This window comes from Sorangium sp. So ce375 (assembly GCF_051473855.1).
Classification (GTDB): domain Bacteria; phylum Myxococcota_A; class Polyangia; order Polyangiales; family Polyangiaceae; genus Sorangium.
Genome location: NZ_CP150335.1, coordinates 192242 through 218062, shown reverse-complemented (window position 1 = coordinate 218062; position 25821 = coordinate 192242). Strand labels below are relative to the sequence as shown.

General features: G+C 69.8%; 21 protein-coding genes. 12 read left to right on the top strand and 9 right to left on the bottom strand.

Going from position 1 to position 25821, the window contains the following annotated elements; all coding sequences use genetic code 11:
- Window positions 1-58: 58 nt before the first annotated feature.
- The 5 genes from WME90_RS00825 to WME90_RS00805 form a co-directional block, all read right to left on the bottom strand.
- Complete coding sequence (locus WME90_RS00825) at window positions 59-1411, bottom strand: LLM class flavin-dependent oxidoreductase (protein WP_437279132.1); 1353 nt, start codon at window positions 1409-1411, stop codon at window positions 59-61.
- The gene (locus tag WME90_RS00820; protein WP_437279131.1) at window positions 1408-2196 is read right to left on the bottom strand and encodes an ABC transporter ATP-binding protein; all 789 of its coding nucleotides are present in this window, start codon (window positions 2194-2196) and stop codon (window positions 1408-1410) included. Before WME90_RS00820 ends, WME90_RS00825 begins: the two co-directional genes overlap by 4 nt.
- Window positions 2172-3077 carry an ABC transporter permease gene (locus WME90_RS00815; RefSeq protein WP_437279130.1) on the bottom strand — a complete coding sequence of 302 codons (906 nt, stop codon included), beginning with the start codon at window positions 3075-3077 and terminating at the stop codon, window positions 2172-2174. Before WME90_RS00815 ends, WME90_RS00820 begins: the two co-directional genes overlap by 25 nt.
- A complete protein-coding gene (locus WME90_RS00810) occupies window positions 3074-4108 on the bottom strand; it encodes an ABC transporter substrate-binding protein (RefSeq protein WP_437279129.1) in 1035 nt (344 codons plus the stop codon). Before WME90_RS00810 ends, WME90_RS00815 begins: the two co-directional genes overlap by 4 nt.
- Before the next feature lie 419 nt (window positions 4109-4527).
- Window positions 4528-5490, bottom strand: a complete 963-nt coding sequence (locus WME90_RS00805) for a LysR family transcriptional regulator (RefSeq protein WP_437279128.1) — start codon at window positions 5488-5490, stop codon at window positions 4528-4530.
- A 189-nt stretch (window positions 5491-5679) separates the two neighbouring features.
- On the opposite strand from WME90_RS00805, the gene WME90_RS00800 reads away from it, so the two are divergent.
- The 3 genes from WME90_RS00800 to WME90_RS00790 all read left to right on the top strand — a co-directional run bounded on the left by WME90_RS00800 (window position 5680) and on the right by WME90_RS00790 (window position 9560).
- Complete coding sequence (locus WME90_RS00800; protein WP_437279127.1) at window positions 5680-6480, top strand: dioxygenase family protein; 801 nt, start codon at window positions 5680-5682, stop codon at window positions 6478-6480.
- A 21-nt stretch (window positions 6481-6501) separates the two neighbouring features.
- A complete protein-coding gene (locus WME90_RS00795) occupies window positions 6502-7158 on the top strand; it encodes a YceI family protein (RefSeq protein WP_437279126.1) in 657 nt (218 codons plus the stop codon).
- A gap of 656 nt (window positions 7159-7814) precedes the next feature.
- The gene (locus WME90_RS00790; RefSeq protein WP_437279125.1) at window positions 7815-9560 is read left to right on the top strand and encodes a glycoside hydrolase family 43 protein; all 1746 of its coding nucleotides are present in this window, start codon (window positions 7815-7817) and stop codon (window positions 9558-9560) included.
- 60 nt (window positions 9561-9620) lie between these two features.
- On the opposite strand, the gene WME90_RS00785 is transcribed toward WME90_RS00790, so the two are convergent.
- Window positions 9621-10058 (bottom strand): hypothetical protein, encoded by a 438-nt coding sequence (locus WME90_RS00785; RefSeq protein WP_437279124.1) that lies wholly within the window; start codon window positions 10056-10058, stop codon window positions 9621-9623.
- A gap of 185 nt (window positions 10059-10243) precedes the next feature.
- Here WME90_RS00785 and WME90_RS00780 point away from each other — a divergent pair, with 185 nt between their 5' ends.
- Window positions 10244-12658, top strand: coding sequence for a family 43 glycosylhydrolase (locus WME90_RS00780; protein ID WP_437279123.1), 2415 nt, complete (start codon window positions 10244-10246; stop codon window positions 12656-12658).
- Window positions 12659-12731: 73 nt separating this feature from the next.
- Here the strand turns inward: WME90_RS00780 and WME90_RS00775 are convergent, their stop codons facing one another.
- Both WME90_RS00775 and WME90_RS00770 read right to left on the bottom strand, forming a co-directional pair.
- Window positions 12732-15359 (bottom strand): transglutaminase-like domain-containing protein, encoded by a 2628-nt coding sequence (locus WME90_RS00775; RefSeq protein WP_437279122.1) that lies wholly within the window; start codon window positions 15357-15359, stop codon window positions 12732-12734.
- Between the two features lie 1159 nt (window positions 15360-16518).
- A complete protein-coding gene (locus WME90_RS00770) occupies window positions 16519-17016 on the bottom strand; it encodes a hypothetical protein (protein ID WP_437279121.1) in 498 nt (165 codons plus the stop codon).
- A gap of 342 nt (window positions 17017-17358) precedes the next feature.
- On the opposite strand from WME90_RS00770, the gene WME90_RS00765 reads away from it, so the two are divergent.
- Together WME90_RS00765 and WME90_RS00760 are read left to right on the top strand one after the other, a co-directional pair.
- Window positions 17359-17487 carry a hypothetical protein gene (locus WME90_RS00765; RefSeq protein WP_437279120.1) on the top strand — a complete coding sequence of 43 codons (129 nt, stop codon included), beginning with the start codon at window positions 17359-17361 and terminating at the stop codon, window positions 17485-17487.
- 152 nt (window positions 17488-17639) lie between these two features.
- Complete coding sequence (locus WME90_RS00760; RefSeq protein WP_437279119.1) at window positions 17640-18302, top strand: superoxide dismutase family protein; 663 nt, start codon at window positions 17640-17642, stop codon at window positions 18300-18302.
- 123 nt (window positions 18303-18425) lie between these two features.
- Here WME90_RS00760 and WME90_RS00755 read toward each other — a convergent pair whose 3' ends face one another.
- On the bottom strand, window positions 18426-18836 hold the full coding sequence (locus WME90_RS00755; protein ID WP_437279118.1) for a ClpX C4-type zinc finger protein: 411 nt from the start codon (window positions 18834-18836) through the stop codon (window positions 18426-18428).
- Window positions 18837-19318: 482 nt separating this feature from the next.
- Between WME90_RS00755 and WME90_RS00750 the strand changes: the two genes are divergently transcribed.
- From WME90_RS00750 to WME90_RS00725, 6 genes are all read left to right on the top strand, one after another.
- Complete coding sequence (locus tag WME90_RS00750) at window positions 19319-19630, top strand: hypothetical protein (protein ID WP_437279117.1); 312 nt, start codon at window positions 19319-19321, stop codon at window positions 19628-19630.
- Window positions 19631-19984: 354 nt separating this feature from the next.
- A complete protein-coding gene (locus WME90_RS00745; RefSeq protein ID WP_437279116.1) occupies window positions 19985-21247 on the top strand; it encodes an alpha/beta hydrolase family protein in 1263 nt (420 codons plus the stop codon).
- 196 nt (window positions 21248-21443) lie between these two features.
- Entirely contained in the window at window positions 21444-22868 is a 1425-nt protein-coding gene (locus WME90_RS00740; protein ID WP_437279115.1) for a M20 family metallopeptidase, read from the top strand.
- 93 nt (window positions 22869-22961) lie between these two features.
- The gene (locus tag WME90_RS00735) at window positions 22962-23645 is read left to right on the top strand and encodes a lamin tail domain-containing protein (protein WP_437279114.1); all 684 of its coding nucleotides are present in this window, start codon (window positions 22962-22964) and stop codon (window positions 23643-23645) included.
- A 177-nt stretch (window positions 23646-23822) separates the two neighbouring features.
- Window positions 23823-24827, top strand: a complete 1005-nt coding sequence (locus tag WME90_RS00730; protein WP_437279113.1) for a hypothetical protein — start codon at window positions 23823-23825, stop codon at window positions 24825-24827.
- Window positions 24828-25000: 173 nt separating this feature from the next.
- Window positions 25001-25768, top strand: coding sequence for a thaumatin family protein (locus WME90_RS00725; RefSeq protein ID WP_437279112.1), 768 nt, complete (start codon window positions 25001-25003; stop codon window positions 25766-25768).
- Window positions 25769-25821: the final 53 nt, after the last annotated feature.

The window sequence follows — 25821 nt, the reverse complement described above, 5'->3', positions numbered from 1 at the left end:
AATGGGCGAGCAATGCGGGCTTTCCGACCGAGGTTGGGGCCCGCTGTCGTAATCCAGCTTACTCCGCCGCTTCGACCAGCTCCCGACCGAGGTTGCGGTTCTCCGGCCGCGGCAGGCCGTAGTTGTCCCGCAACGTCCTCCCTTCGTATTCCGTCCGGAATAGCCCGCGCTTTTGCAGGATCGGGACCACGTGCTCCACGAACGCCTCGAGACCCGACGGCAGCACCGGCGGCATCACGTTGAAGCCGTCGGCCGCCCCCTGCTCCCACCAGTGCTGGATCGCGTCCGCCACCTGCTCGGGCGTGCCCGCGAACGTCCGGTGGCCGCGGCCGCCGCCCAGCCTGCCGATGAGCTGGCGCACCGTCAACCGCTCCCGCCGGGCCAGGCTCACGATCAGCGTGTAGCGGCTCTTCGCCCCCTCGATCTGATCCTCGCTCGGGAGATCCCGGGGCAGCTCGGCGTCGAGGTCGAGCTCCTCCGGCCTCACGCGCAGCGTCTGCGCGAGCTGGCGCTTGGCGTACTCCGGCTTGATCAGCCGATCGAGCTCGACGTCGAGCGCGTGCGCCTCCGCTTCGGTGGCGCCGATGACCGGCACGATCCCCGGCAAGATCTTGATCGACGCCGGATCACGCCCCAGCTCGCGGGTGCGCGCCTTGAGATCGCCATAGAACCGCTGCGCGTCCTCCAGCGTCTGCTGCGCCGTGAACACCGCCTCCGCGTACCGCGCCGCCAGCTCCTTGCCGTCGTCCGACGAGCCGGCCTGCACGAGCAACGGATAACCCTGCGGCGAGCGAGGCACGTTGAGCGCCCCATCGACCTTGAAGTACCGCCCCACGTGCCGCGGCGGGTAGATCTTGCGATCGTCGCCCCAGACGCCGTTCTCCTTGTCCCCGAGCGGCGCGTCGTCGGCCCAGCTGTCCCACAGCTTCAGCGACACGTCGATGAACTCCGCCGCCCGCGCGTACCGGTCGCTGTGCGCCGGCAGGTCATCCAGGTTGAAGTTCCGCGCCGCGTCCGCGCCCGCGGTCGTCACGATGTTCCAGCCCGCCCGCCCCCCGCTGAGATGATCCAGCGACGCGAACCTCCGCGCCAGGTTGAACGGCTCGTTGTACGTCGTCGAGGCGGTGGCGATCAGCCCGATGTGCTCGGTCACGCCCGCGAGCGCCGCGAGGAGCACCGTCGGATCGAGCGTCCCTGCCGGCCGGCGGCCCACGTTGTTCCACAGCACCGGGCTGTCGGCGAGGAACAGCGAGTCGAGCTTCCCTCGCTCCGCGATGCGGGCCAGGTTCTTGAAATGCGCGACGCTCGTGTTCGCGAACGGGTCGCTCTCCGGCAAGCGCCACGAGGCCTCGTGGTGGCCGACGCTCATGAGAAACGCGTTGAGATGCAGCTGTCCGGGTCGATGGGTCACGAGACACTCCGTTCCAGTTCAGGGTTCGAGTCGGGATCTCCGGCGCCGGCCGCGGCCGGCGCGACGCCCAGCGCGGCCAGCAGCGACTCGCGGTGGGCGAGGAACCGCGGATCGCGGAGCGGCCGCGGCGCCGGCAGATCGATCCGCCGCTCCTCGGCAAGGCGACCGCCCTCGAGCACCAGCACCCGGTCGGCGAGCGCGATCGCCTCGTCGACGTCGTGGGTGACCAGCAGCACGGCGGGGCGGTGCCGCGCGCACAGCTCGCGCAGGAGGTCGTGCATGCGCGCGCGGGTCAGCGCGTCGAGCGCGCCGAACGGCTCATCGGCCAGCACGAGCTCCGGATCGCGCACAAGCGACCGCGCCAGCGCCACCCGCTGCTGCTCGCCGCCGGACAGCTCGACAGGCCAGGCGCGCTCCCGCCCGGCGAGCCCCACCTCCGCGAGCGCCGCCAGGCCGCGCTCCCGGGCCTGCGGCGCGTCGAGCCCCAGGATCACGTTGTCGAGCACCCGCGCCCAGGGCAAGAGCCGCGTGTCCTGGAACACGACCGCTCTGTTGTCCGGCACGTGCAGCTCGCCCGAGCCGGTGACGTCGTCGTCCAGCTCGGCGATCGCCCGCAGCAGCGTGCTCTTGCCCGAGCCGCTGCGGCCGAGCAGCGCGACGAACTCGCCCCGCTGGATCGTGAGATCGACCTCATCGAGGATCACGCGGGCGCCGAAGCGGCGGACCAGGCCCCGGATCCGCACCGTGGGCGGGGCCGCCGTCAGCCGGCCAGGATGCGGCGCCATGACAGGGCCTTTCGCTCGATGAGCCGCACGGCCGAGTCGGAGGCCAGGCCGAACAGCCCGTACACGACGAGGCCGAGGAGGATGATCTCCGTCTGCCCGTACGAGCGGGCCAGCGACATCATGTAGCCGATGCCGCTCGTGGCGTTGATCTGCTCCACAACGACGAGCGCCAGCCACGCGCCGGTCACCGCCAGGCGCAGGCCCATCAAAAAGCCCGGCAGCGCCCCCGGCAACGCCACCTTCCGGACGAACTGCCACCTCGTCAGCCGGACCGTCTCGGCCAGCTCCACGTAGCGCGCGTCGATTGTGCGCAGCGCGGCGTGGGTGTGGACGTAGACCGGGATGACGACGCCGAGCGCGATCGTGAGCACCTTCATCTGCTCGCCGATGCCGAACCAGAGGATCAGCAGCGGGATGAGCGCCAGCGTCGGGATCGCGCGCTTGATCTGCACCGGCCCGTCCACGAGGGCCTCGCCGACGCGCGTCAGCCCCGCAAGGAGCGCCAGGACCGTGCCCAGGCCAGCCCCGAGGGCGAGCCCCAGGAAGGCCCGCTGCGCCGACGTGAGCAGGTTGGACAGGAGCCGCCCGTCGGCGATCAGCTCGTGGGCCGTGGTCACAACGGTCCACGGCGCGGAGAGCACGCGCGCGTCGAGCGCGCCCGTCGCCGAGGCGACGACCCAGACCGCGAGCAGCAGCGCCGGGCCGAGCGCGAGGCCGTACGGGATGCGCCGCCCCGGCCCCAGACGGCGCCGCAAGCGGCGGCCGGACAGGCGACGGGCGGCCGGGCCGCCGGACGGGCTGGAGATCTCCGCGGTCGCGGTGAGATCCGGGTAGCTGGCGAGGCGCGGCGAGGCGGCGCTCGTGGGCAGTGCGGTCGTCATGGAGTGCTCCTCTCGGCCGTCGCCGGCCGGTCCGTCGATCCGGCGCCCTGGGAGGCGCCGGCCACCTCCGCTCCGATCGTCTGGAATCGGAGGTCGAAGATCGTCCTGGCCTCGAAGCGCTTCTGGCCGGAGGCCTCGGCGAGCAGGTCGGCGGTCTCCTGGGTCAGCGCGATCGCCTCGGTCCAGTCGCCCGGGTACTGCGGCTTGCCGGCGGCCTCGAAGAGGAAGCGCCCTTCCTTGGCCGAAAGCCCCTGATCCTTGACGTAGTACGCCTCGATCCAGGCCTCCGGGTGCCCGTAGGCCCACAGCTGGGCCCTGGCCCGCCATTTGGCGTAGTCGTACAGCGCGGCCGCCTTGTGAGCGTCCTTGAGCACCTCGGCGCGCACGTAGAGAAAGCCGAGGTTGTCGCGGACGCCGTGCGCGATCGACGAGGCCCCCTCGGCGCGGTACTCGTTGAGATAACGCAGCAGGGTGACGCCGGACAGCGGCGCGACGTCGACCTGACGGCTTGTGAGCGCCTCCTTGAACTCGGTGCTGCTGAGCTGGACGAGCGTGACGTCTTTCTGTGACAGCCCGGCCTTCTTCAGCACGCGCAGCACGAGCGCGCCCTGCGCCTGCCCCGGCGAATAGGCGATCTTCTTGCCGCGGAGATCGTGAATGGACGCGAGCCGCGCGCCCGGCGCGGTGGCCAGATCGTAGATGGGCCTCTCCCGGACCTGCACGGTGAGGATCTTCACGTCGACCCCGGTGAAGGTGGCGTGGATGGGCGGCGTATCGCCGACCGAGCCCGCGTCGAGCACGCCGGCGCGGAACGCCTCGATGGTCTGCGGTCCTCCGCTGAGGTTCTGCCAGTCGACGCGGAACGGCAGCCTGTCGATGTCGCCGGAGAGCTGGAGTTGCTTCTGCACCGTCGGATCACCGATGCTGAGCCGCGTCTCGCGCGGGATCTCGGCCGGGATCGGGGCATCCAGGGCGAGCCGGGGAGCGGCGCTCGCCTCGCCCTCGCGCTTGCACCCGGACGAGCCGATCACCGCGGCGAGCGCCGCGAACGTCGCGAGAGAGCGAATCCTGTCGATGAACGTACGCAGAGGGACCTCGGTGCGCGGCTGGAAGCGGTGCCGTTTCGCTGCTGCCCAGGCGCCGCCCCGCCGCCCAGCCGGCGGCGGAGAGGAGCGCTCGGAAGACGCCTGGAGGGGCCTCGCCGAGCCGATGGCTCGCGGCCCGTCCTCGGAGCGTCTCGCCGTGAACAGCAACGCGCATGCCGCCGCGCCGCTCGCCCGTGGACGGCGCCGTCCAGCGGCCCGTGCCCGCCGTCGCGCGGCGCCCGCCGGCGGCGGGACGGCCGAGCCGCGGCCGCGCTGCTTCCCCAGCAACAGCCGGTGGTGATCCGCTGCTCCGGCGCGAGCACGGCCTGCCTCCTCCGGCGGGAGCGCGCGGAGGAGGCGACCCGCTACCGCGCGGCGGCGGGGGGCTCGCGCCGCCCCTGGACGCCGAAGGCGTCGAGCAGGTAGTCGCGGAAGGCGCGGATCTTGGAGGGCAGCAGGCGCGTCCCCGGGTGAACGAGGTACAGGGAGGCGGCGCCGTGGATCGCATAGTCCTTGAGCACGGGCACGAGCCGCCTCGCGTCGAGGTCGCCCCGCACGTTGATCGCCGGGACGAGCGCGATCCCGCCCCCGGCCAGCGCGACCTCGCGGCAGAAGGAGAAGTCGGAGGCGGAGATCGCCGCGCGCACCCGGAGCTCCGCGCGCTCGCGGCCGTCGCGCGCCGAGAGCGCGATCGTCGCGTGGCCGCGCGCGGTCTGGGCGAGCAGCAGCCGGTGCTCCGCGAGGTCCTCGGGTCGGCGCACGGCCCCGTGCTTGCGGAGGTACGAGGGCGCCGCGAACAGCCCGACCTCGATGTGCTGCAGCTTGTGGGCGATGAGCGACGAGTCCGGCAGGCTCGCTGTCGCGCGCAGGGCCACGTCGACCTGGTGAGCGTCGAAGTCGAGGAGCGCCTCGGTGAGGAGCAGCTCCAGCGAGATCTCGGGGAAGCGCTCCGCGAAGCCGGCCGAGAGCGGCGCCAGGATGCTCAGCCCGAGATCGAACGGCGCCGTCACGCGAAGGTGCCCGCGCGGCCTCGAGCGCGCCTGCTGCACCGCCACGTTCGCGTCCTCCAGCAGCTCGAGCGCCCGGCCGACGCGCATCCGGTACGCGACGCCGTCCTCGGTCGCCTGCACGAGCCGCGGGCTGCGGCGGAGCAGATCCACCCCGAGCGCGTGCTCCAGGCGGGTGATGCGGCGGCTGACGCTGCCCTTGGTCTCGCCCAGCGTCTTCGCGGCCGCCGTGATCGACCCGAGATCGACGACCAGGCAGAAGGCCCGCAGATCGGCCAGATCTGCGTCGACAGTTTCCGTTTTGACAACCTGGCGTTTCATTTCCGGGTCATTGTACCATTTCAGGAAACGACCTAGGGTTCTCGCATGGATCGCCGGGCTGCACTCAGGCTCCTGCTTGCCGCGGGCGGGGCCGTCCCCATCGCGGGCGCCTGCGGGCGCTCGACGTCGACGGCGTCGGGCCCGGCGCCCGCGTCGAGCTCCACGTCCCCCGCGGCCGAGAGAGGTTCGATGTCCGACACCCGACAAGAGGCGCGCGAGGGGCGCATGCCTGCCCTGTTCCTCGCGCACGGCTCTCCCTTCCTGCTCGACGATCGCGCGTGGGTCGCCGAGCTCGCGGCCTGGGCGCGAGCGTTGCCGCGCCCCACGGCCGTTCTCATGCTCTCGGCGCACTGGGTGGACGCGCCGGTCACGCTCGGCGCCACCGAGACCGTGCCCCTCGTCTACGACTTCTACAACTTCCCCGAGAGGTATTATCGCGTGAAGTACCCCGCGCCCGGCGCACCCGCGCTCGCCCGGCGCGTCCGGGAGCTGCTCGGTCCGCTGGGGCCGGTCGCCGAGGATCCGCGCCGTGGGCTCGATCACGGCGCCTATGTGCCCCTCCTCTGCATGTACCCGGGCGCGGACATCCCTGTGCTCCAGATCTCGTTGCCGACGCTCTCTCCAGCTCCGCTCCTCGCGATGGGCCGCGCGCTCGCGCCGCTGCGCGACGAGGGGGTGTTGATCATCGGCAGCGGATTCTTGACCCATAACCTCCGCGCGGCAGACTGGCGCGGAGATGCGGTTCCGCAGCCCTGGGCCACGGAGTTCGACGCGTGGTGCGCCGACGTCCTCTCGCGCCGGGACATGGACGCGCTGCTCGACTACCGCGGCCGCGCGCCGGGAGTGCGGATGGCGCTCCCGACCGACGAGCATTTCGTGCCGGTCGTCGCCGCCATGGGGGCGTCGATCGACGTGAGCGAGCCGGTGCAGTTCCCCATCACGGGGCTCACCTATGGCTCGTTCACGAAACGTTCTGTGCAGTTTGGCTGACGTAGAAGGAGAATGTCTCTCATGATCACCGCCCGTTTCGCTCGCATCGCCCTCCCCGCCGCTCTCTTGCTCTCGCTCGCGGGGTGCGAGGACCCGACAAAGGACAAGCCCAAGGCGACGATCTCGACCGCCGCGCCCGCGCAGACCCAGGCCGCCGCGCCCTCGGGCCCCGTCGAGACGCTGCCCCTCGACGCGGCCGCCTCGACCATCGGCTTCGTCGGCTCGAAGGTCACGGGCAAGCACGAGGGCAAGTTCGAGAAGATCTCGGGGACGATCACGCTCGCCGGCGGCAAGGCCGCGGGCGGCAAGCTCGCCATCGAGGCCGACGCCTCATCGGTGAAGACGGACGCCGAGAAGCTCGATGGCCACCTCAAGTCGCCGGACTTCTTCGACGTCGAAAAGTACCCGAAGGCGACGTTCACCTCGACCGAGATCAAGACCGGCGGCGAGAACGGCGCGACGCACACCGTCACCGGCGAGCTGGATCTTCACGGCGTGAAGAAGACCATCACCTTCCCCGCGACGATCACCGAGGGCGCCGACGCCGTGTCGGGCAGCGCCGAGTTCGCGATCAACCGCAAGGACTTCGGCATCGTCTATCCGGGCAAGCAGGACGATCTGATCCGCGACGACGTGCTGCTGAAGCTCTCGCTCAAGGCGCCCCGCAAGCAGGGCTGAGCGCCGGCCGAACACCGACCGGGTGCGCCGCCCGCGCGCGGCGCTGTCACCCCGGAGCTCTCCTGGTCATCGCCTGACGGCGTGATGACCGGCCCCCGCGAGCCTGCCACGGCGGCGCCGCCGCCTCCCGAACGGTCAGGGCCAGCCCAGTCCCGCTCTCTCGGGGCTGACGGGATGCACCACGACGCGCGGACGCGCGAGCGATCGGTCCGAAAATTGTGAACGTTCACCATCCGGAAGTCAAGCCTGCGCGTCGCGCCCGCTCCTCTTGACGCCGCGCTCCAGAGGAGCCCCCGCCTGCCCGCCCTTTCCAGGGATGGAGGGCATCCGCTGGCCGGTCGATTGGAATTGACACCATCAATGTGAACGCTCACAATCGGCCCAGGTCGTATCCTCTTGCTTCATCCTGGGTGCGTCGTCATGCGCACCCCGGCGTTCGTCATCCGATCGAGCTCGGCACCATTGCTGTTCGCACGGCGGTGCGCGCCGCGAGCGGCGGAGCGGCGCGCGCTTGATCACCCGCTGTCGGGCGGCACCTCGGACCGCGACGTCGGAGGGACGATCTTCAGCGTGCTTTGTCCGTACACGAAGGAATCGGCGTCGGCCGCCCGGACGGCCGTGATCAACTGCTCCGGACCCCAACCGATCAGGTGAACATGCATTCCTCACGAACATCGGCGAGAGCGGCTTGGTGCGGGGGCGCGCTCGTCCTGGCCGGGCTCTTCGCGAGCCCCTCCGCGCTGGCCGATTACCCCATCGCCTCGCACCGCTACCTCGCCGACCCGGCCTCGCTGGTGCACGACGGGCGGGTCTACCTCTACGCCTCGAACGACGACGACAACGTCAAACAGGACGGCTCGGACGACGGCTACAAGATGGCCTCGTTCGTGGCCATCTCGAGCAGCGACCTGAAGAACTGGACCGACCACGGGGAAGTGATCCGCGTGCCCCGCGACGCCTCCTGGGCGGCCAACACGTGGGCCCCCTCGCTCGTGGAGCGCAACGGCAACATCTACATGTACTTCGCCAACAACGGATCAGGTATCGGCGTCGCCAAGAGCGACAGCCCGGCCGGACCGTTCAGAGACGCGAAGGGCAGCGCCCTGATCACCTCGAGCACCCCCGGCGCCTCGGGCCAGAACATCTGGCTCTTCGATCCGGGGGTCTTCATCGATGACGACGGCCAGGCGTACCTCTACTTCGGCGGCAACGGCGAGCAGAACGCGCGCGTCATCAAGCTGAACAACGACATGGTGAGCGTCTCGGGCTCGGCCTCCACGATCACGGTCCCGTACTTCTTCGAGGCCTCGTGGATGCACAAGCGGAACGGCGTTTACTATCTGTCGTACTCGACGAACCCCGCGAACGGCATGCGGATCGACTACCTCACGAGCTCGAGCCCCACCTCCGGCTTCACCCACCGCGGTACCGTGGGGCCCCAGCCGCCGAAGAACAACAACAACAACAACCACGCGGCAATCTTCGAGTTCGGCGGCTCCTGGTACCACGCCTACCACAATCGCTCCGTCGCCAACGACGCCGGCGAGCCCCCGGGCTATCGCCGGAACCTCGGGATCGAGTCGTTCACCTACAAGGAGGACGGGTCGATCGTGCCAGTGACCTACACGACGGACGGGCTCAAGCAGGTCAAGAACCTCGACCCCTACGCGCGCGTCGAAGCCGAGACCTTCAACGCGCAGAGCGGCATCGAGACCGAGCGCTGCGAGGAGGGCGGGATGGCCCTCTCGTTCATCAACAACGGAGACTGGGTTCGCCTCCGCGGGGTCGACTTCGGCGAAGGGGCGGAGAGCTTCAGCGCGCGCGTCGCGAGCGGCGCGGAGGGGGGCAGCATCGAGCTCCGCCTGGATGCGCGCGACGGCAAGCTCGTGGGCACCTGCGCGGTCGGGGCAACGGGGGGCTGGCAGAAGTGGAGCGACGTGTCGTGTGCGGTCGACAGCGCCACAGGAGTGCACGATCTCTATCTCGTCTTCACCGGTGGCGGGTCGAACCTCTTCAACATGAACTTCTGGCAGTTTTCGCCCGTCGGGGGCGAGGGCGCCGGCGGGGGCGGCACGGGTGGCAGCGCGAGCGGGGGTGGCGACGGCAATGGCGGTGGAGTCGGCACCGGCTCCGGCGCGAGCTCCGGCTCCGGCGTGAGCTCCGGCTCCGGCTCCGGCGGAGGGTCCACGGCTGGTACGGGTGGGGCTCCTCCAGATCCAACCCCGCCCGCCCAGACGTCTGGGGGGACCTCCGACGGGGAAGCGGGCGACGAAGGCGGTTGTAGCTGTCGCTCGGCGAGTCGCGCTCCGTCCGGAAATGCCCTCGCGCTGACGGCACTGCTCGCGGCGTCCCTGGGGCTCCGGCGCGGCCGAAGAGGGCGTGGTCCGCAAGTGACGAGCTGAACTCGGGACCTGCTCGCGCCTCCGTTCCCGCCCCCACCTCCGCCGCCGCTCCTGCTCCCGTCAAGGCATCGGGTACACGAGCGAGAGCCTGGCGATGCACATCTCGTCGAACGAGCTCCCCTCGCCGTAAGCCACGTCGATCGTCGAGCTCATAGGAGCCTCCTTGAAGGCTCTGACCGCGTACGGGTTCTCCGTCGAGCTGTTGTACGTGCACCGGATCTGGAGCACATCGCCCGGCTCGAGCGTCGGGAGCGACTCGATGGGCGCGTCGTACGAGTACGAGCGCTGCCAGGCGAACTCCCACTTCGGCGCGTGTGCTAGGCACTCCTCCTTCGGCTGATCGGGCGAGCCGTTCGCCCGCGTGACCGTCACCTTCTGGTCGAAGCCCAGGTAGTGCACGTGCAGGAATTCGTCATAGATGCGCGTGCCCGGCAGGAGCGGGATCTCTCGCCCCAAGGGCGAGTCCGCGGCCGGGATCGTGAACTGCTCCGTCTCCACGTGATCCTTGCTGTCCGCCCGCTCCGAGAACACGGGTCGAGACGAGCCCGCTCGCCGCGCCTCGCGAGCGAACGACCACGATCAGTTCAGGCCACGGCCGTCTGGGGCTATAGCGGAGAGCACGGCGCCAACCCTGACGCGGCGCCAGCTAGGACATGACGATGAAAAAACATAGCGCATCCCTCATGGCAATGATGCTGCTCGGGTCCCTGCCCATCGCCTGCGGAGACGACGAGCAGCTGTCGCCCGTGGAATATCCGCTGGTCATCGAGGCGAAGGGCGATGGGACGACCGAGCCGCCGCCCGGAACTTACCTGCACAGGCCGGGCACCGTGGTGACCGTGACCGCCAAGCCCGCGCCGAGCGCCGACTTCACCGGATGGAGCGGCGCCGCGAGCGAGATGGACGACGCGGTGGCCATTACGGTGGACGGGAACAAGACGCTGACGGCCACCTTCGAGATCGCGAGCTGGCCGAGCGGAGGCCAATCGACCTACCTCAATCCGATCCTGCCCGGCGATCACCCGGACATGAACGTCTACATCGAGGGGGACGACTTCTACATCACCGGCTCCAGCTTCAACCTGTCGCCCAACGTCGAGATCCTGCACTCGCGGGACCTCATCCACTGGCAGCGCATATCGCGCGTGGTCGATGCGGCGTGGTCCGGGCTCGAGACCTCGACGTCGGCGGGGGGCGGCACGTGGGGCGGCTTCATCGTCAAGGTCGCCGGCGGCTACCGGGCTTACTTCGCCGTGAACTTCAACCAGTACTTCGCCGAGGCCGAAAGCCTGGCAGGGCCCTGGGGAGCGCCGGTCCACGTGGAGCCCCTGGACCCCTACACGCCGCCCGGAGAGGACCCGGAGCTCGTGCAGTTCAGCCGCGGAACCGGCTACGACGACTCGGTGTTCATCGACGACGACGGGACCACGTACCTGGTGATGAAGGCCGGGCAGTGCCATTGGAACGCAAAGACGGGCGGCGAAGAGAACAACTTCGGCGTCAACCTCCTCCAGAAGATCGATCCCGAGACCGGGCAGCTGAGCGGAGAGTCCATCGATCTCAGCTTCGTCAACTGGAACACGGAGAATGGGGGGTGCGGTGATCCCGCGGGGGATCCCGATAGCGCGTTGGAGGCGAACTGGGCCGAAGGGCCCACCATGACGAAGCGCAACGGCTTCTACTACTACTTCGACTCGACCCACACGGGGTGCGGTGGGGTCCAGTTCGGTTGGCGGTCGGCCACGCTGAGCAGCGATCCCGCCGACTGGACGCCGCTGGGCGCCGTGCTGACGGGAGAAGCCCCGTGGAGCGGGGCACAGCACAGCACGGCTCCGTTCCAGATCGCCGACGGCACCTGGTGGGTATTCTCCCATTCCTACGAGTGCGACACCAACTGGCGTGGGCTGGGCCGGCAGGGGCTGCTCAGCCAGGTGACGTGGATGGACGACGAGAGCGGGGCCGGGGTGCCGGTCGTGAACGGCCGCCTGGGCGTGCCGGCGCCCGCGCCGGCGCTGCCGCCCAGCGACATCCTGTTCCTGCTGCCCGTCAACGACGAGTTCGATGAAGAGAAGCTCGCGCCGGCCTGGACGTTCTACGGCAACATGCCGTCGGATCGCTACTCGGTCACCGACCGCGCGGGATGGCTCCGGCTCAAGCCGGCGCAGGGCGAGACCAGGTGGGCGATCCAGAAGGATGCGCTGCACGCGAAGGCGATGGTCGTGAGGATGGACTTCGCCCCCGCGACCGAGGGCGACGCGGCCGGGGTTCGCCTGGGCAACGCCGTCCCCGAACAGGATCTGACGGCATTCCCCACGTGGGCGCAGGCCGCCAGCCTGGAGGTGTCGGTGGCGCGCGTCCGGGCAGACGGCGGCGACCAGATCCGCTTCGCGTTCCGATCGGTCGTCCCCGTCCTCAACGCCGACGAGAGCGCCTATGAATCCACGGAGGCGACCGCGGTCAGCTACGATGTCGAGGCGCCGTCCGACAAGACCGTCTGGCTGAAGCTGGTTCACGGCAAGGACCACCAGGCCACCGGCTGGTTCAGCACAGATCGCCTGACGTGGACCCAGGTGGGCAAGCCGATCGACATCAGCGCGCTCGAGGACTACGACACCATCAACACCGGCTGGGTCGGCAACCAGGCCGGCGTCTTCGCCAGGGGCGCGAGCGCCGATTTCGACCTGTTCATCTACCGCGACGGGTTCACCGAGATCGCGGCTGCAGAGCCGGATCAGGAGTCCAGCACCGAGGTGGTGTCGAGCCAGTCGGAGGGGCCGGTGCTGGGCGGCCTCGAGAACGGCGCCTGGGCCATGTACGGCAGCGTCGATCTGGGCAGCGGCGGCGTGAGGTCGACCGACATCGAGCTGAAGGCGTCGAGCGCGAAGGGCGGCGCCGTGGAGGTCTGGATCGATCCGCTGGCGGGCGGGCGCCGTGTCGCGATCTGCGACGTCCCCGCGACGGGCGGCTGGGACACCTGGACGACCGTGACGTGCAAGGTCGACGCCGCCGGCTCCCACGAGGTCTACCTGAAGGCAAAGGGCGGCTCGGGGGAGGTGGTGCGCCTCGCGTCGCTGCGCTTCGTGCCTGGGAAGGATTGATGGCCGAGCTCCTCGGCCCGGAGAGGACCCTCCCGCCACGGCGCTCCGCCAGGGCGGGAGGGTCTCGGCAGGTTCAGTACTGAAGCTCCAGGACGTACTGGACCGAGTCTCCCAGCTTGATCCGGTCATCCGGGTTGGGATAGGCGTCATCCGGCTGGCCGTGGTCGTGGAAGACGACCACGTACGACTCCCCCTCGGGAAGGGGATAAGTCGTCGCCCGATCCGCGCAACGGGCCGGCACGGAGACGTCCCACCTGGGCGCCGAGCCGGGCTCGCTCACGGCGGGTGGGCCGTTGGGATCGACGTAGGGCCCCACGCAGAGCACCGGCTGCAGGGTGTTCCCGCCACCCGGCACCGCGCGGACGGAGACCGCCCTCGCCCCGGTGGTCGCCTTGCTGATTCGATACACGTCCTTCTCGCCGCGCCCGAGGAAGCCCGTGACGCCGCTCTGCGTGAGCCAGAAGTCCGGCCCGGACTCGTACGCGGCCTGCAGGGACAGGACGTCGTCCGCGCCGATGTCGTCCGTGGGGCCCAGCGGATCCCAGGTGACGGTGTTCGTCGTGGTGCCGAGAGGCTTGTATCCCGAGAGCACGAACGTCGCCTTGCCGTACTGCGCCCGCGGCCCGATCCCCTCCGAGTAGCGCTCCCAGAGATATTGATACGGGGTGTTGCCGGAGGCATCCGGGTTCGTGGCATCGAAGACGTACCAGGGATCGGTGTCGCTGTTCGGGGCCGAGCCGCTGTTCTGCGTCTTGCCGCCGTGATGGGGCACGGTCGGGATGTACGCCTCCGTGAAGAAATGGTTCCCCCAGCCGCCGAGGTTGCCGTTGCTGGACACGACCCGGGAAAGGACACCCGCGCTGCGCGCGATGGCCGCCAGGACCGGCGCATAGTCATAGCACTGGGCGCCCATGACGCCGTCCTCCCAGCTGAGCTGCGAGTTGGGCTTCGCATACTGGAGCGATTCAGCGGGATCCAGCCCATCGCTCAGGAAGATGGACGACACATCGCCCTGGTTGGTCGCCTGGCTGTACCGGTAACGCTGCGTGACGAGGCGATACAGCCGGCGCATGGTCTCGAACTCGCTCGCGGTCCCCTGCGCTGCCGCCACCGCGTGATCCAGGAACGAGAACTTCGACTCGTCCGTCGTCCGGCGGAACGCCGCGGTGAGCTTCCTCTGCACGTCGTACGGCGGCGACCACTCGTAGAGCACCGTGAAGTGGTCGCGGATATTGTCTTGATCGCTGCCGTACCCGCCGTTCAGATTGACGCCGTCCTCGTCCTCGTCGTAGCCGTACGTCTCGAGCTCTGCTTTGGAGATGGCGCCGCTGGCGACGAGCGGGTAGGGGTTGTGGATCACGTAGAACACGACGTCCTGGCCGATGCGGGCGCCCGAAGGGGCGAAGGCCCGCGCATAGTAGCGTCCGACGGGCGCGTCGCTCGGCACGGTGATCCGCCAGTGCTCGCGGTTCCGGCTGGAGAACGCGCCGTTCGTGAAGATCCCTCCCCGGTAGTCGACCTCGGCCGGCAGCGACTTGGCCCAGGACACCTCGGCGCCCGTGGCGTCGGAGATGATCCGCAGCGTCGCGTTCTGGGTCCCGTTCAGGCTCGAGTCCTCGACGGCCACCGAGAACGTCGTGCCGCGGCGGACGGGCGGCGGGCGGACCCCGTTCGCGACGGTGGCGCCCTGCGCGAAGGCCACGCCCTCGCTCCAGGCGTCGTAGTCGCCCGTGCGCATCGCGCCGTGGTAGAGGAACTGGACCCGGTCCCAGCTCGTCTTGGCGCTCGCCGGTGCGAAGCTCTTCTCGCTGACGCCGAACCAGAACTTGGCAGGATTGTAGCCGCTGGCGGCCAGCGAGAACTCGAGCGTATGCTCCGCTGCGTTCAGCTGCCCGAGCGGGAAGTTGTAACGGCCCTGATCGAACCCGCGGCGATAGAGCAGGTTGCCGTTCACCCTCACGTTGTCGGCATAGGCGAACTGGCTGGGATCGGTGTTCCGGTAGGCGCCTCCCTTGAGGAACACCGGGGACGCCGAGGAATCCACCGCGACCCTGGCGCGGACCTGCACGGCGGCGCTCGGGGGGTCGACCCACACGATCTTCAAGGAGCTCCCGGAGGCGTCGTAGGCCCTGAAGCTCAGGGTGCGGCCCGCGTTCGGGGCGACGTACGTGAACTCGAAGCGATACCAGCCCCGGCGTGAGCCGGACACGTCGTACACGCGCTGGCCGCTGCTGTTCGGCTGCGTTTGCTCGGTCTGGTCCGACTCTCCTGGGCGCGAGGTGACCTTGACGGACTCGAACCTGTGGCTCGTGTCCGCCTGTCCCGCGCTCGTCTTCGCGGCGAGCTCGAACCGGATCGTCTCCCCGGTCGCGTCCGGTTGATAGACGTGAACGACCTGCGAGAAGGTCCCCGAGCCGGAGAAGGTCTCCTCGACGGATTTCATGTAGACCCTGCCAGGGACCTCGAGGGCTCGGATGGGCGCCAGGGTCTTCTGGAGGGCTTCGTCCGGGATCGTGGGAATGCTGATGAGCTCCTGAGCGGAGGTCTCGACCGGGGTCTCGAGCGGGAGCTCGTCATCGGAGCACCCGACGGCAGGGCCGAGGGCGCCGAGGAGCAAGAGGGCCAGAGCGTCGCCGTGACGGGCGGCGCGCCGGGCGCGACGAGACGTGACGGGCGTCGACGAGATGCTGTTGTCCAACATACGGCCTTTCTCGGAGATGCTGGGCCCGCGCGCGGGAGGGCGCTCGCGTATGGCGTGAGTCGTCCATCGCGGCGAGCCAGCTCGCCCGCGGGCACGCGGCGCCCAGCGTAGATTCGACGGACATCTGGATCGTTGTAAATACACTTTCCAAATCGAATGCTGCATATCGCTCATGCATCCTGTGCATCTCGTCGCCATGGCGTCGCGCGGGCGTGATCTCCGCGGCGCTTACGTGCGGTGGGGCCCCGAGCCGTGTCCGCGTTGCGGCGCCATGTTTTATCCTCAAGGCAGCGGCGAGCGCAGCTGCGGTCACTCATCGACATGAGCGACGTTACGGACTCCCCGCTCCATGATGTCTCGTCTGAAGCTCCTGCGATGACGCGCTACGGAGGTGGCCCGAAACTTGCTCGCGAGCCCGCTGGGTCCCTCGGCCTGGCGAAGGCGCTCGGAGAATCATCCCAAAGGCTCGGCAATTACGAGCTCTATGGGCATGGGGGGGGTCACACACGGACAGCTCCAACCATCACATCTGGTACAACAACCCTGTCTTTGCCCATGCGACGTGCTTTTTTACCACGCTCAACTATCAGACGAACTGGGCATCGGACTTCACTAGCCCATGGAAGCTCGCCGATCTGGACCCCGCGAACCGGCGACAATGCTTCCTCTCTGCGGTGGTTGGCACCGACGATTCGTGGGACGAGCCGACCGACTATGCAATGGTGAGCAAGGTGACGACTGCCTCCTGGTGGGCATGCGCGAAGTGAGCTCCAGCGCAGGGGCGCGCGTGGGCCGCTGCGTTCTGGGCTACCGGCAGAACCTCGCGAGCTGAGCGCTGCGCGTCGAAAGAAACGCCCGGCAGCACAGCGCCCAGCGCAGTCGACACCCGCTCGCGCTCGACCTCGCCATCACCATCGTCAGCAGCACCCCAACCGCCACGCCCCGAGCGCCTCGCTCCGACACTGCCGACGGCGCCGCCTCGCTTCATGTCCTCGAGCTCCTCGTGTGATGGCGCGCCGATCTCGCGGAAGGCCTGACGCCCGCCACGACGCGTAGCGGATCTCCGCCCCTCGGACGGCGTGGGCCCAACGCGGGCCCAGCCAGAGAGCATGTCGCTGTTCGAACCAGCGGAACATCGCCGTGTCAGCGGCCCGCGCCCTCAGTGACAAGGCGGCCCGAATCGGAAAGCATCGAGCCCGATCGCGAAGTCCATTCCAGTCATCCACATCCCGAACGTAAGGATTTCCCCGACCGGTTTCAGCTCGACGCAACGCGTTTCCCAGCTCCCCGTCAGGTCGAGATCCGCAAGTGGAATGGTCGCGAGCGGCTCGATGGTCTCGCAAAATGGCTTGAGCTTGGCGATGGAAAGCTCGCCGGACGGGGACGTCGCGGAGAGATTGATTGCGTCGAAATAGAGGTACAAAGGTGCATCCGCGACGATCGGCTCGCCTCGAAAGAAGGCGAGCTGGGCATCGGTCCCCTCGGGTGCAAATGGAGGCATGCCGGGGAGCGGCGATTCGAAGCGAAAATAGTAGAGGCCGTCGGAAGCAGCGCCTTCTTCCCGCGTCAGCCGCACAGGAATTCGCGAGGCGCACAGATCCCAGGAATCTCCCTGACCTACCCCAGGATAGAGCTCGAATGACCCACCGTGCTGCATGCGTCCGTCCCCTTCCGGAGGCACCTGCGGACCGCTTGGGACGTAGTCGACTCGAGGCGCTCCCTCCTCCGGTGCTCCCTCCTCGGGTGCTCCCTCTTCGGGTATTCCCTTCTCGGGTGCTCCCTCATAGCGCACGCTTCCGCCGCACGCGAGCACGCCCAGGCAAACCCAAGGCAAGGCCATCCATTGCCAAACCGCCACCATGGGAAGAGACCGTATCTCCGCTCACCGCGCGCGTCCACGCAAACCCGCGGGCCGTGAGGCGAAGGCGGCCCTTCGAACCATGTGCAATTGTTGATGCGGCGTATATTTTCCAGGAGACGATACGAGATCAGGTTGAGGATGAAGCTCGTCGCCATGATCACGGAGTCGAGCAGCATCGCCCGCTTGCTCACCGCGCTCGGCGAGCCGACGGCGAGCTCAAGCGCCGATCTCGGGCAGCAGGACCCTATCTTTCTAGCATCAGCGTAATTCCCCCCGCCGAAAAGTCGAGCGATGCGTGATTTTTATAGCAAAGCTGCTTGGACGCTCGCCGTGTTGGGACATACTGGTCCCCTCGATGGCTTGGCCGCATCCGGGGGCAATTGCCTGCCCGCTCGGGTCGTGCTGAGGAAAGGAGACTTATGTCACGATGGTTGAAGCTCTCGTTGCTCGCTCTTGGTGCCAGTGCTCTCTTGGCCGCGTGCGGGGATGACGGTGAGTCGTCCGCTGGCTCCGGCAGCGGCGCGAGCACGTCGGCCGCGAGCGGCTCGGGCGGCGGCGACGCCTCGACGAGCACCTCTGCGTCCGGAAGCGGCGGCGGTGACGGCGGAAGCGGTGACGGCGGAAGCGGTGGCGGCGGAAGCGGCGACGGCGGGAGCGGCGGCGGCGATGGCGGGAGTGGCGGCGGCGAGTCCCTGCGGGCCGAGGCGGAGCTCCAGGCGTTGAACTCGAGCGGTCTGACCGGGACTGCGACGTTCACGCAGGCCGGAGAGGAGGTGACGCTCACCATCACGGTGTCCGGCTGCCCTGCCGGCGAGCACTCCGCTCACATCCACCAGAACAAGAGTTGCGAGAACAACGGTGACGCTGCGGGCGCCCACTGGATCCCCAACGGCGAAGGGCTCGGCAGCTTCGAGTGCGATGAGGCGGGCCAGGGCACGCATATGGTCAAGCGCGGGACCGATATTTGGACCGTCGGTGGCGACGAGGCCACCGACGTGACGAAGTACGCGATCGTGGTGCACGCCGCGGCAGACCCGCAAGCCGGCGGCCGCATCGCCTGCGGGCTCATCGAGGTGGAGTAACCCTCCGCGCAGCGCGTCCGTCCGGGCCTCCAGCGGCGCATCCTCCTCCGACCGGCTCGCTCGCTCTGGGCCCGGCCGGCGCGCGGCGTGCGTGCGACAAGCCGCCGGCGACGCTCGGAGTCTCTACTTCGGAGGCATCCGAGATTCTTCGCGGATGATCTCCACGCAGAGACGCACGCAGGGACTGCAGATAGTGTTCCGGCCGGCCCCTAACAGCGCGGGCACGTCGACCAGCGAACGCTTGCAGAACGAGCACGCACGATGGGGATCCCGATAGCTGAGCCCAGTCCGCGTCGTGCTCGGCTCGCCGTTCTTCCAGAATCGCCACCAAGGGCGCCATCCGAGGACGTTACGGCGGCGAAGGCGGCGGGCACAGTCCTGAACGCAAGCGCTGCAAATGCTCACATCAGCGGTGGCGATGAGGCGCTCGAGAACGGCCAACCCGCGTCGACAAAACGAACACTGAGAACGCGCATCAGCGACTTCGTCGCTGGCCACCACTCTATCCGGCAGGTCAATCCAGATGCCCGACATCGCGCCTCGTACCGCCGTCGTTGGTCCGCCTGATGCGCCGCCCGTTCGTCGCAGCCACGCCGGCGGATTTACCCGCACGTAGGCGACCATACAGCGTTCTGCGGCTTCTGTCAGGCCGACCTTCGCGTCTGCCGCGCGCGGTCGAGGCTGGTCGGGCCAGCGAAGCCGGGCACCCAACCAGGGCCGGGTCGCTCACGGCATGATGGCGCACGAGATCGCCACAGCGCTCACGCTCCGCAGCCGCGCGCATCTCCCCATCGCTGGCGAGTCGCGTCGTGCTCATTCCCCAGCCGACTGGACCTCTCACGCGGCCGACAACGATTTCCACACGACTGGCTCCCGCTGCCGGTAAGCACTTGTTTTCCCTGCTGCATTACGTGCGCAGCGCCACTCTCGCAGCGCAAATCGCGGCGCTCCGATTCGCCCCTTCGCGCCGGGATCTGGCGGCGTTGCCCCGCGATGCCTGGGAGAAGAGCGTCGCCGTGCCGCTGCTGTTACACTTCGGGCTCGACCAACAGGAGCCCACGGCCGACGAGGAGGACGAAGTGAGCGCAGAGATCCGGGCGTGGTTCGAGGAGTACAAGCAGCAGCTCCGGAACGAGGGGCGCAACGAGGGGCGCGCCGAGGAGGCGGCGCGTGCCGTGCTGACCGCGCTCCGGGTCCGCGGCATCGCCGTGCCTGACACCGCGCGTGAGCGCATCCTGGCCGAGAAGGATCCGGAGACGCTGGAGCGGTGGCACGAGCGGGCGATCGTCGCCGCGTCGCTCGCCGAGGTGCTCGACGAGCTGAGCTGAGCAATGCTGGGCAACGGCGCGCTGCCCAGCACGTGGGCGTCGTAACGACCTCGCGTCGTTCTCGAGACCGTCAGCGGTGTGCTCCAGTCGAGGCCCCACCCCGACGAGGCAGAGAACCGGGTTGTCGGCGATGCACCCGCGGGGCCGCGGTACACAGAGCTCGGCAGATCCGCTGCCGCGACGCTTCACGGCCACTCTGGACGGTCATCGCCAGATCGTCGTAGTCGAACATGAAGGCGGGAAGGCAGGGAGAACACGCTCCCAGGGTCTTCGCGCCTCCGTGTCCTCGCTCCTTCCGCGCCACGATCGTGCTCGCAGCGCCGGTCTCGGCCAGCCTGTGAGAACGATGCGCGCATGCTCCACAGCAACGCCGCTCGACACGCTCTCTGCCTGCTCGCGTCCTTCGCCGCCTCCGCGCTCCTCGCCGGGTGCGGCGACCACGAGGCCTTGCCGCCGCACCAAGGCGATCCGGCCTGCGCCGGCTGGGGCGACGAGGCGCCCGCCGACGGCCTGCTCGAAGTGCCCCGCCCGACCGGCCCGCACCCGGTCGGCACGCAGATCCGCGCCCTCACCGACAGCGCGCGGGGTGAAGAGGCGACGGAAGACCCCGACGACCGCCGGGAGCTCGTGGTGCAGCTCTTCTACCCGGCCGATCCTTGCGGCACAGGGCAGCTCGCGCCGTACCTGACGCCGGAGGAAGGCGACAGCCGCCGCTCGAGCGGCGGACTGCCGCTCGAGGACGGCTTCGAGGCGAGCATCGTCACGCACGCGCGCGTGGGCGTGCCGCTCGCCGACGACGGCGCGCCCTACCCGGTGCTCCTCTTCTCGCACGGGTTCGGGATGCTCCGCGCCGACTACACGAGCCTCGTCGAGGAGCTGGCGAGCCACGGCTTCGTGGTCGCCTCCATCAGCCACACCTACGACACCGAGCTCACCGTGTTCCCCGACGGCCGCGCCGTGCCCTTCGGCTCGGTCGTCCAGACGCCGGCGATGGACGCGCCGCCGGAGGAGATCGAGGCCTTCTCTCAGGCGATGAACGAGCACATCACGGTCTGGGTCGACGACGCGCGCTTCGTGCTCGACCAGCTCACGGCCGCCGCGCAGGACGACCCGGACGGCCTGCTCACCGGCCGGCTCGACCTCGAGCGGGTCGGCGTGCTCGGCCACTCCTACGGCGGCGCGATGGCCGCCGAGGCGTGCGCCCGCGACGACCGCTTCGACGCCGGCCTCGACATCGACGGCAGCCTCTTCGGGCCGCAGAACGGCGCCGGCGGCAGGAGCCTCGCGCAGCCGTTCTTCCTCCTGCTCGCGGCGGCGCACCCCGACGACGCGAGCATCGACGAGACCTACGGCGCGCTGGCGGGGCAAGCGTACCGGGCGCGGGTCGAAGACACCGCGCACCTCTCGTTCTCGGACCTGCCCGTCGTCGTCGAGCACTTCTTCGGCAAGGACGCCGCTCCGGATCTGTTCGGCACGCTCGATCCGGCCCGCGCTGTCGCGATCACGAACGCGTACACGCTCGCCTTCGTCAAGGCGCACGTGGGCGGCGAAGCGGCGCCCCTGCTCGACGGGCCCTCGCCGGACTACCCGGAGGTGACCTTCGAGAAGAGGCCCTGACGCCGGGCGAGCCCCCCGAGCCCGCCCGCCCGAGCGCCGCGCCCGTCCGCCGTCCCGCGCTCCTCGCCTCGACGCTCTGGCACGTGCTGGAACGTTGAAGATGTCACCCCCCCATGTCCGCGGTACACCCACGTCGTGGGCGCTGTAGAGTCGCTCTCCGGAGATCACCGCCGTCCTCAACCGCCTGGAGAGGTTCATGCTGACGAAGCTCAACGAACGTGAAGCCGTCGCGTCGTGCGAGCGCTGCTGGGAGCAGGAGATCGTCCCCGCGCTGCACGACTACATCCGCATCCCCAACAAGTCGCCCGCCTTCGACCCCGCCTGGCGCGAGAACGGCCACATGGACAGGGCGGCGTCGCTCATCGCGGCCTGGTGCGAGGCGCAGCCGATCCCCGGGCTCACGGTGGAGGTGGTGCGCATCGGGAGCCGCACGCCGGTGATCCTGATGGAGGTGCCGGGCACGCGCGACGACACGGTGCTGCTCTACGGGCACCTCGACAAGCAGCCCGAGATGACGGGGTGGCGCGAGGGGCTCGGCCCCTGGGAGCCGGTGCGCGAGGGCGACAGGCTCTACGGCCGCGGCGGCGCCGACGACGGCTACTCGGCCTTCGCGTCGCTCGCCGCGCTGCGCCTGCTGCACGAGCAGGGGATCCCGCACGCTCGCTGCGTGGTGCTCATCGAGGGCTGCGAGGAGAGCGGCAGCCCGGACCTGCCGGCCTACATCGACGCGCTCGCGGAGCGCATCGGCAAGCCGAGCCTCGTCGTGTGCCTCGACTCGGGCTGCGGCAACTACGACCAGCTCTGGACCACGACGTCGCTCCGCGGGCTGCTCCAGGGCACGCTCGAGGTGAACATCCTGCGCGAGGGCGTCCACTCGGGCGTGGGCAGCGGCGTGGTGCCGTCGAGCTTCCGGATCCTGCGGCAGCTCCTGTCGCGCATCGAGGACGAGCGGACCGGGCGCGTCCTCGTCGACGCGCTGCACGTGAAGATCCCGGAGGAGCGCGTCGCGCAGGCGCGGGCCGCGGCCGAGACGCTGGGCGCGTCGGTCGTGTGCGAGCTGCCCTGGGTGCAGGGCGCGTGCCCGGTGACGGGCGACACGGCGGAGCTCCTCCTGAACCGCACCTGGCGCCCCGCGCTCTCCGTGACGGGCGCCGACGGCCTGCCGCCCATCGCCAGCGCGGGCAACGTGCTGCGCCCGTTCACGAGGGCGAAGCTCTCGATGCGCCTCCCGCCGCGCCTCGACCCGAGGAAGGCGGCGGCCGCCCTGAAGGAGGCGCTGGAGAAAGACCCGCCGTACGGCGCGGAGGTCCGCTTCCACGTGAGCGAACCGTCGGCCGGATGGGACGCGCCGGCGACGGCGCCCTGGCTCGAGGCGGCGGTGCGCAAGGCGTCGAAGGCCTACTTCGGCCGGCAGGCGATGGGGATCGGCGAGGGCGGGACGATCCCGTTCATGGCGATGCTGGGAGAAAAGTTCCCGGAGGCGCAGTTCCTCATCACCGGCGTGCTCGGGCCGCAATCGAACGCGCACGGCCCGAACGAGTTCCTGCACCTCGGCATGGGGAAGAAGCTGACCTGCTGCGTGGCGAGCGTGATCGCGGACCACGCGGCGCGGGCGCGCTGAGGAGCGCAGGGCGCGGGAGCCGGCGCGCCGCCGCGCCGACGGTTGACACGCGGCCGGGATCGCCGTGTGCTGGGCGCCGAGGAGAACATCGTGATGGCACAATTTCGATTCGCCGCGCTCTGCCTCGCTGCGCTCTGCGCGGGAGGCTGCGGTTCGAGCGACGAGCCGGGGGACACGGGTACGCCGGGCACGGGCGGCACGGGCGCAACCACCACGTCCCAGAGCTCCAGCGGCGCAGGCGGCGCCGACCAAGGGGGGACGGGCGGCGCAGGCGGCGGCGACCAAGGGGGGACGGGCGGCGGGACCGCGACGACGACCGTCGTGGTGAACGAGATCTCGGCCAAGGGCGCCGACTGGATCGAGCTCGGCAACACGGGCACGGGGCCGGCCGACCTCGGCGGGCTCGGCCTGTGCGACTCCGACGAGAACGGGGCGTGCAACACGGCCGACGCGCTCAGGTTCCCCGAGGGCACGCAGCTCGCCCCGGGCGCCTACCTGCTCATCCTCGGCGACCAGGTGCCCGAGGACGGCCCTGGGCCCCACACCGCGTGCCTGCCGGACGGCGGCCCGAGCAGCTGTTTCTATGCGACGTGGAAGGTGAGCGCCTCCAGGGGCGAGACCGTCTACCTCATCTCCGAGAGCGACAAGGTGCTCGCCAAGCTCGAGTACCCGACCGAGGCGGCAGCAGATGGGCAGACGTGGGGCAGGCTGCCCGATCTGACCGGCGAGGGCGCCGCCACGGCGCCGACCCCCGGGGCGGCGAACACGCCGCCCTAGCGCCCCCGGCGGAGCCACGGCCTCCTGGCGCCCCGGCGGAGCCACGGTCCCCTGGCGCCCCGGCGAAGCCTCGTCCCTTCCCCCTCCCCCGTCGGCCGCCGGCGCCGATCCCGACCTGCCGAGCGGCCGTGCCGAGCAGACCGATGCGTGCGAAAACGTCATCGAACCGCGATGCTCATGTCACCGACGCCTGCGATCGAGATCCTCCGCGCCCCGCAGCTACCACCACGCCGCCTCCGGACGCCTCGTCCGGGTGGCGGGCCTGCACCGGGCGCCTCGGCGCGGCGCTGGGCGGCGCCGGCGCTCGCGCTCTCGCTGCTCCTGCCGGCTTGCGGGGCCTCGGATCCGCCGGAGGTGCGGGAGTCGGGCTGCCCTCGTTGCGCCGGGATCACGCGGGCCGGCGCGCTCCCGCAGGGCGACATCGACGAGTGCTCCGGCGTCGTCGCCAGCGGGCTGCACCCGGACGTGCTCTATGTTCACAACGACCACGGCGACGACCCCAGGTTCTTCGCGATCGGGCTCAACGGCGCGCTGCGGGCCGAGGTGAACGTGGCCGGCGCGGCCGCGCTCGACTGGGAGGACATCGCGCGCGGTCCCTGCCGTACGGGCGGGGGTAGCTGCCTGTTCCTCGCGGACATCGGCGACAACGACGGCGAGCGCGACAGCTACACGATCTACGGCGTGCCGGAGCCGGAGACGCTCGAAGGAGGGCCGCTCGCCTCGACCGCCGAGGTGTTCGTGCTCTCGTACCCCGACGGAGACCACGACGCGGAGACGCTGCTCGTTCACCCCACCACCGGAGCGCTCACCCTCGTGACGAAGGTCAACAAGGGCACCTCGGGCGTCTACGAGCTGCCAGCGCTGCCCGCCGCGGGCGCGCCGGCGACGCTCGTCCGAGCGGGATCCATCGAGCCGCCCGCCGGAAGCGCGCGCTTCACCGGCGGCGACGTCCACCCGGACGGCACGGGCGTCCTGCTGCGCACGTCCTCACACGTGCTCTACTACCCAATGACACTGGATCAGACGGTGGCGCAGGCGCTGGCCGAACCGCCCTGCGTGCTGCCGTCGCCCGACGAGGAGCAGGCCGAGGCGATCGCGTGGGTGCCCGGCGGATGGGACTACGTGACGATCGGCGAAGGGGAAGAGGCGCCTATCCACCGCGTGTCCTGCCAGGCGCCCTGAACGGCGCCCGACGTCCCACAGCCGCGCTGGTCGGTGTTCACGTGTGGTCAAAGCGCTTCGGAGGGGCCGTGTTCGAGGTGGTCGCCGGCCCGATGAGGACACGGCTTCTCGGTGAACGAGGCTTTCTGTATCCTCATCCTCCTCCCGCCACCGAGACCGCAAGGAAGACTGCCATGTCGCACCATGGGAAGGCTGCAGCCGCGCTGCTCGCCATCGCGCTACTCGAAGCCGGCTGTGCAGCCCCCGAGCAGGACGCCTCCTCCGGCGCGACGGGCGGCGGATCCACCTCGGTCGGCTCCGCGTCCGGCTCGACCGGCGGAGTTTCATCGAGCGAAGCCAGCAGCTCGTCGACAGGCCAGCCGCCCGGCGATCCGGTCGAGGCCGGCTGCCGCACCCCCGGAGATGGGAAGTCCACCCTGACCTTCGTCAACAAGTGCGACAAGCCGCTCCAGTTCATGGGGAGCCTCATCGACGGTGGGGAGCTCGGCCCGGGGCAGTTCGCGTGCCGCGACGTGGGCACCAGCGAGGAGCCGCTGTCGTCGCTGCGCTACTGGGCATATGCCGGGTCGGACCCCGGCGGGGGCCGATACACGCTGGCCGAGATGACCCTCAACACCGATTTCAACGACTTCGATTGGTACAACATCAGCCACGTGGACGCGCACAACCTCCCCCTGGCGATCGTGCCCATCGACATGCCGGACTGCCGGACGCTGTCGTGCCCGACGAGCCTGCTCGCGCAGTGCCCGGAGGAGGGCCGCTACAAGGACGAGAGCGGCGCGACGATCTCCTGCGTGAGCCCTGCTCGGGACGATGCCACGAACCCCGTGGCCGCGTACTTCGAGGAGCAGTGCAAGGACGCGTATTCGTGGTCCGGGGATGACCAGGAGTCGATGGCCGCCTGCGCCGGGGAAGACTACGACATCGTGTTTTGCCCCTGATCTGCGCGCTCACATCCCGGCTGCACCCGCGCCACCACGCAGGCGCTGGGCGA

Coding starts and splice junctions, on each gene's coding strand:
- WME90_RS00820 (WP_437279131.1), bottom strand. CDS start 2,196: ATGGCGCCGCATCCTGGCCGGCTGACGGCGGCCCCGCCCACGGTGCGG.
- WME90_RS00815 (WP_437279130.1), bottom strand. CDS start 3,077: ATGACGACCGCACTGCCCACGAGCGCCGCCTCGCCGCGCCTCGCCAGC.
- WME90_RS00805 (WP_437279128.1), bottom strand. CDS start 5,490: ATGAAACGCCAGGTTGTCAAAACGGAAACTGTCGACGCAGATCTGGCC.
- WME90_RS00800 (WP_437279127.1), top strand. CDS start 5,680: ATGTCCGACACCCGACAAGAGGCGCGCGAGGGGCGCATGCCTGCCCTG.
- WME90_RS00795 (WP_437279126.1), top strand. CDS start 6,502: ATGATCACCGCCCGTTTCGCTCGCATCGCCCTCCCCGCCGCTCTCTTG.
- WME90_RS00790 (WP_437279125.1), top strand. CDS start 7,815: ATGCATTCCTCACGAACATCGGCGAGAGCGGCTTGGTGCGGGGGCGCG.
- WME90_RS00780 (WP_437279123.1), top strand. CDS start 10,244: ATGGCAATGATGCTGCTCGGGTCCCTGCCCATCGCCTGCGGAGACGAC.
- WME90_RS00775 (WP_437279122.1), bottom strand. CDS start 15,359: ATGTTGGACAACAGCATCTCGTCGACGCCCGTCACGTCTCGTCGCGCC.
- WME90_RS00770 (WP_437279121.1), bottom strand. CDS start 17,016: ATGCAGCACGGTGGGTCATTCGAGCTCTATCCTGGGGTAGGTCAGGGA.
- WME90_RS00765 (WP_437279120.1), top strand. CDS start 17,359: ATGAAGCTCGTCGCCATGATCACGGAGTCGAGCAGCATCGCCCGCTTG.
- WME90_RS00760 (WP_437279119.1), top strand. CDS start 17,640: ATGTCACGATGGTTGAAGCTCTCGTTGCTCGCTCTTGGTGCCAGTGCT.
- WME90_RS00755 (WP_437279118.1), bottom strand. CDS start 18,836: ATGTCGGGCATCTGGATTGACCTGCCGGATAGAGTGGTGGCCAGCGAC.
- WME90_RS00745 (WP_437279116.1), top strand. CDS start 19,985: ATGCTCCACAGCAACGCCGCTCGACACGCTCTCTGCCTGCTCGCGTCC.
- WME90_RS00740 (WP_437279115.1), top strand. CDS start 21,444: ATGCTGACGAAGCTCAACGAACGTGAAGCCGTCGCGTCGTGCGAGCGC.
- WME90_RS00735 (WP_437279114.1), top strand. CDS start 22,962: ATGGCACAATTTCGATTCGCCGCGCTCTGCCTCGCTGCGCTCTGCGCG.
- WME90_RS00730 (WP_437279113.1), top strand. CDS start 23,823: ATGTCACCGACGCCTGCGATCGAGATCCTCCGCGCCCCGCAGCTACCA.
- WME90_RS00725 (WP_437279112.1), top strand. CDS start 25,001: ATGTCGCACCATGGGAAGGCTGCAGCCGCGCTGCTCGCCATCGCGCTA.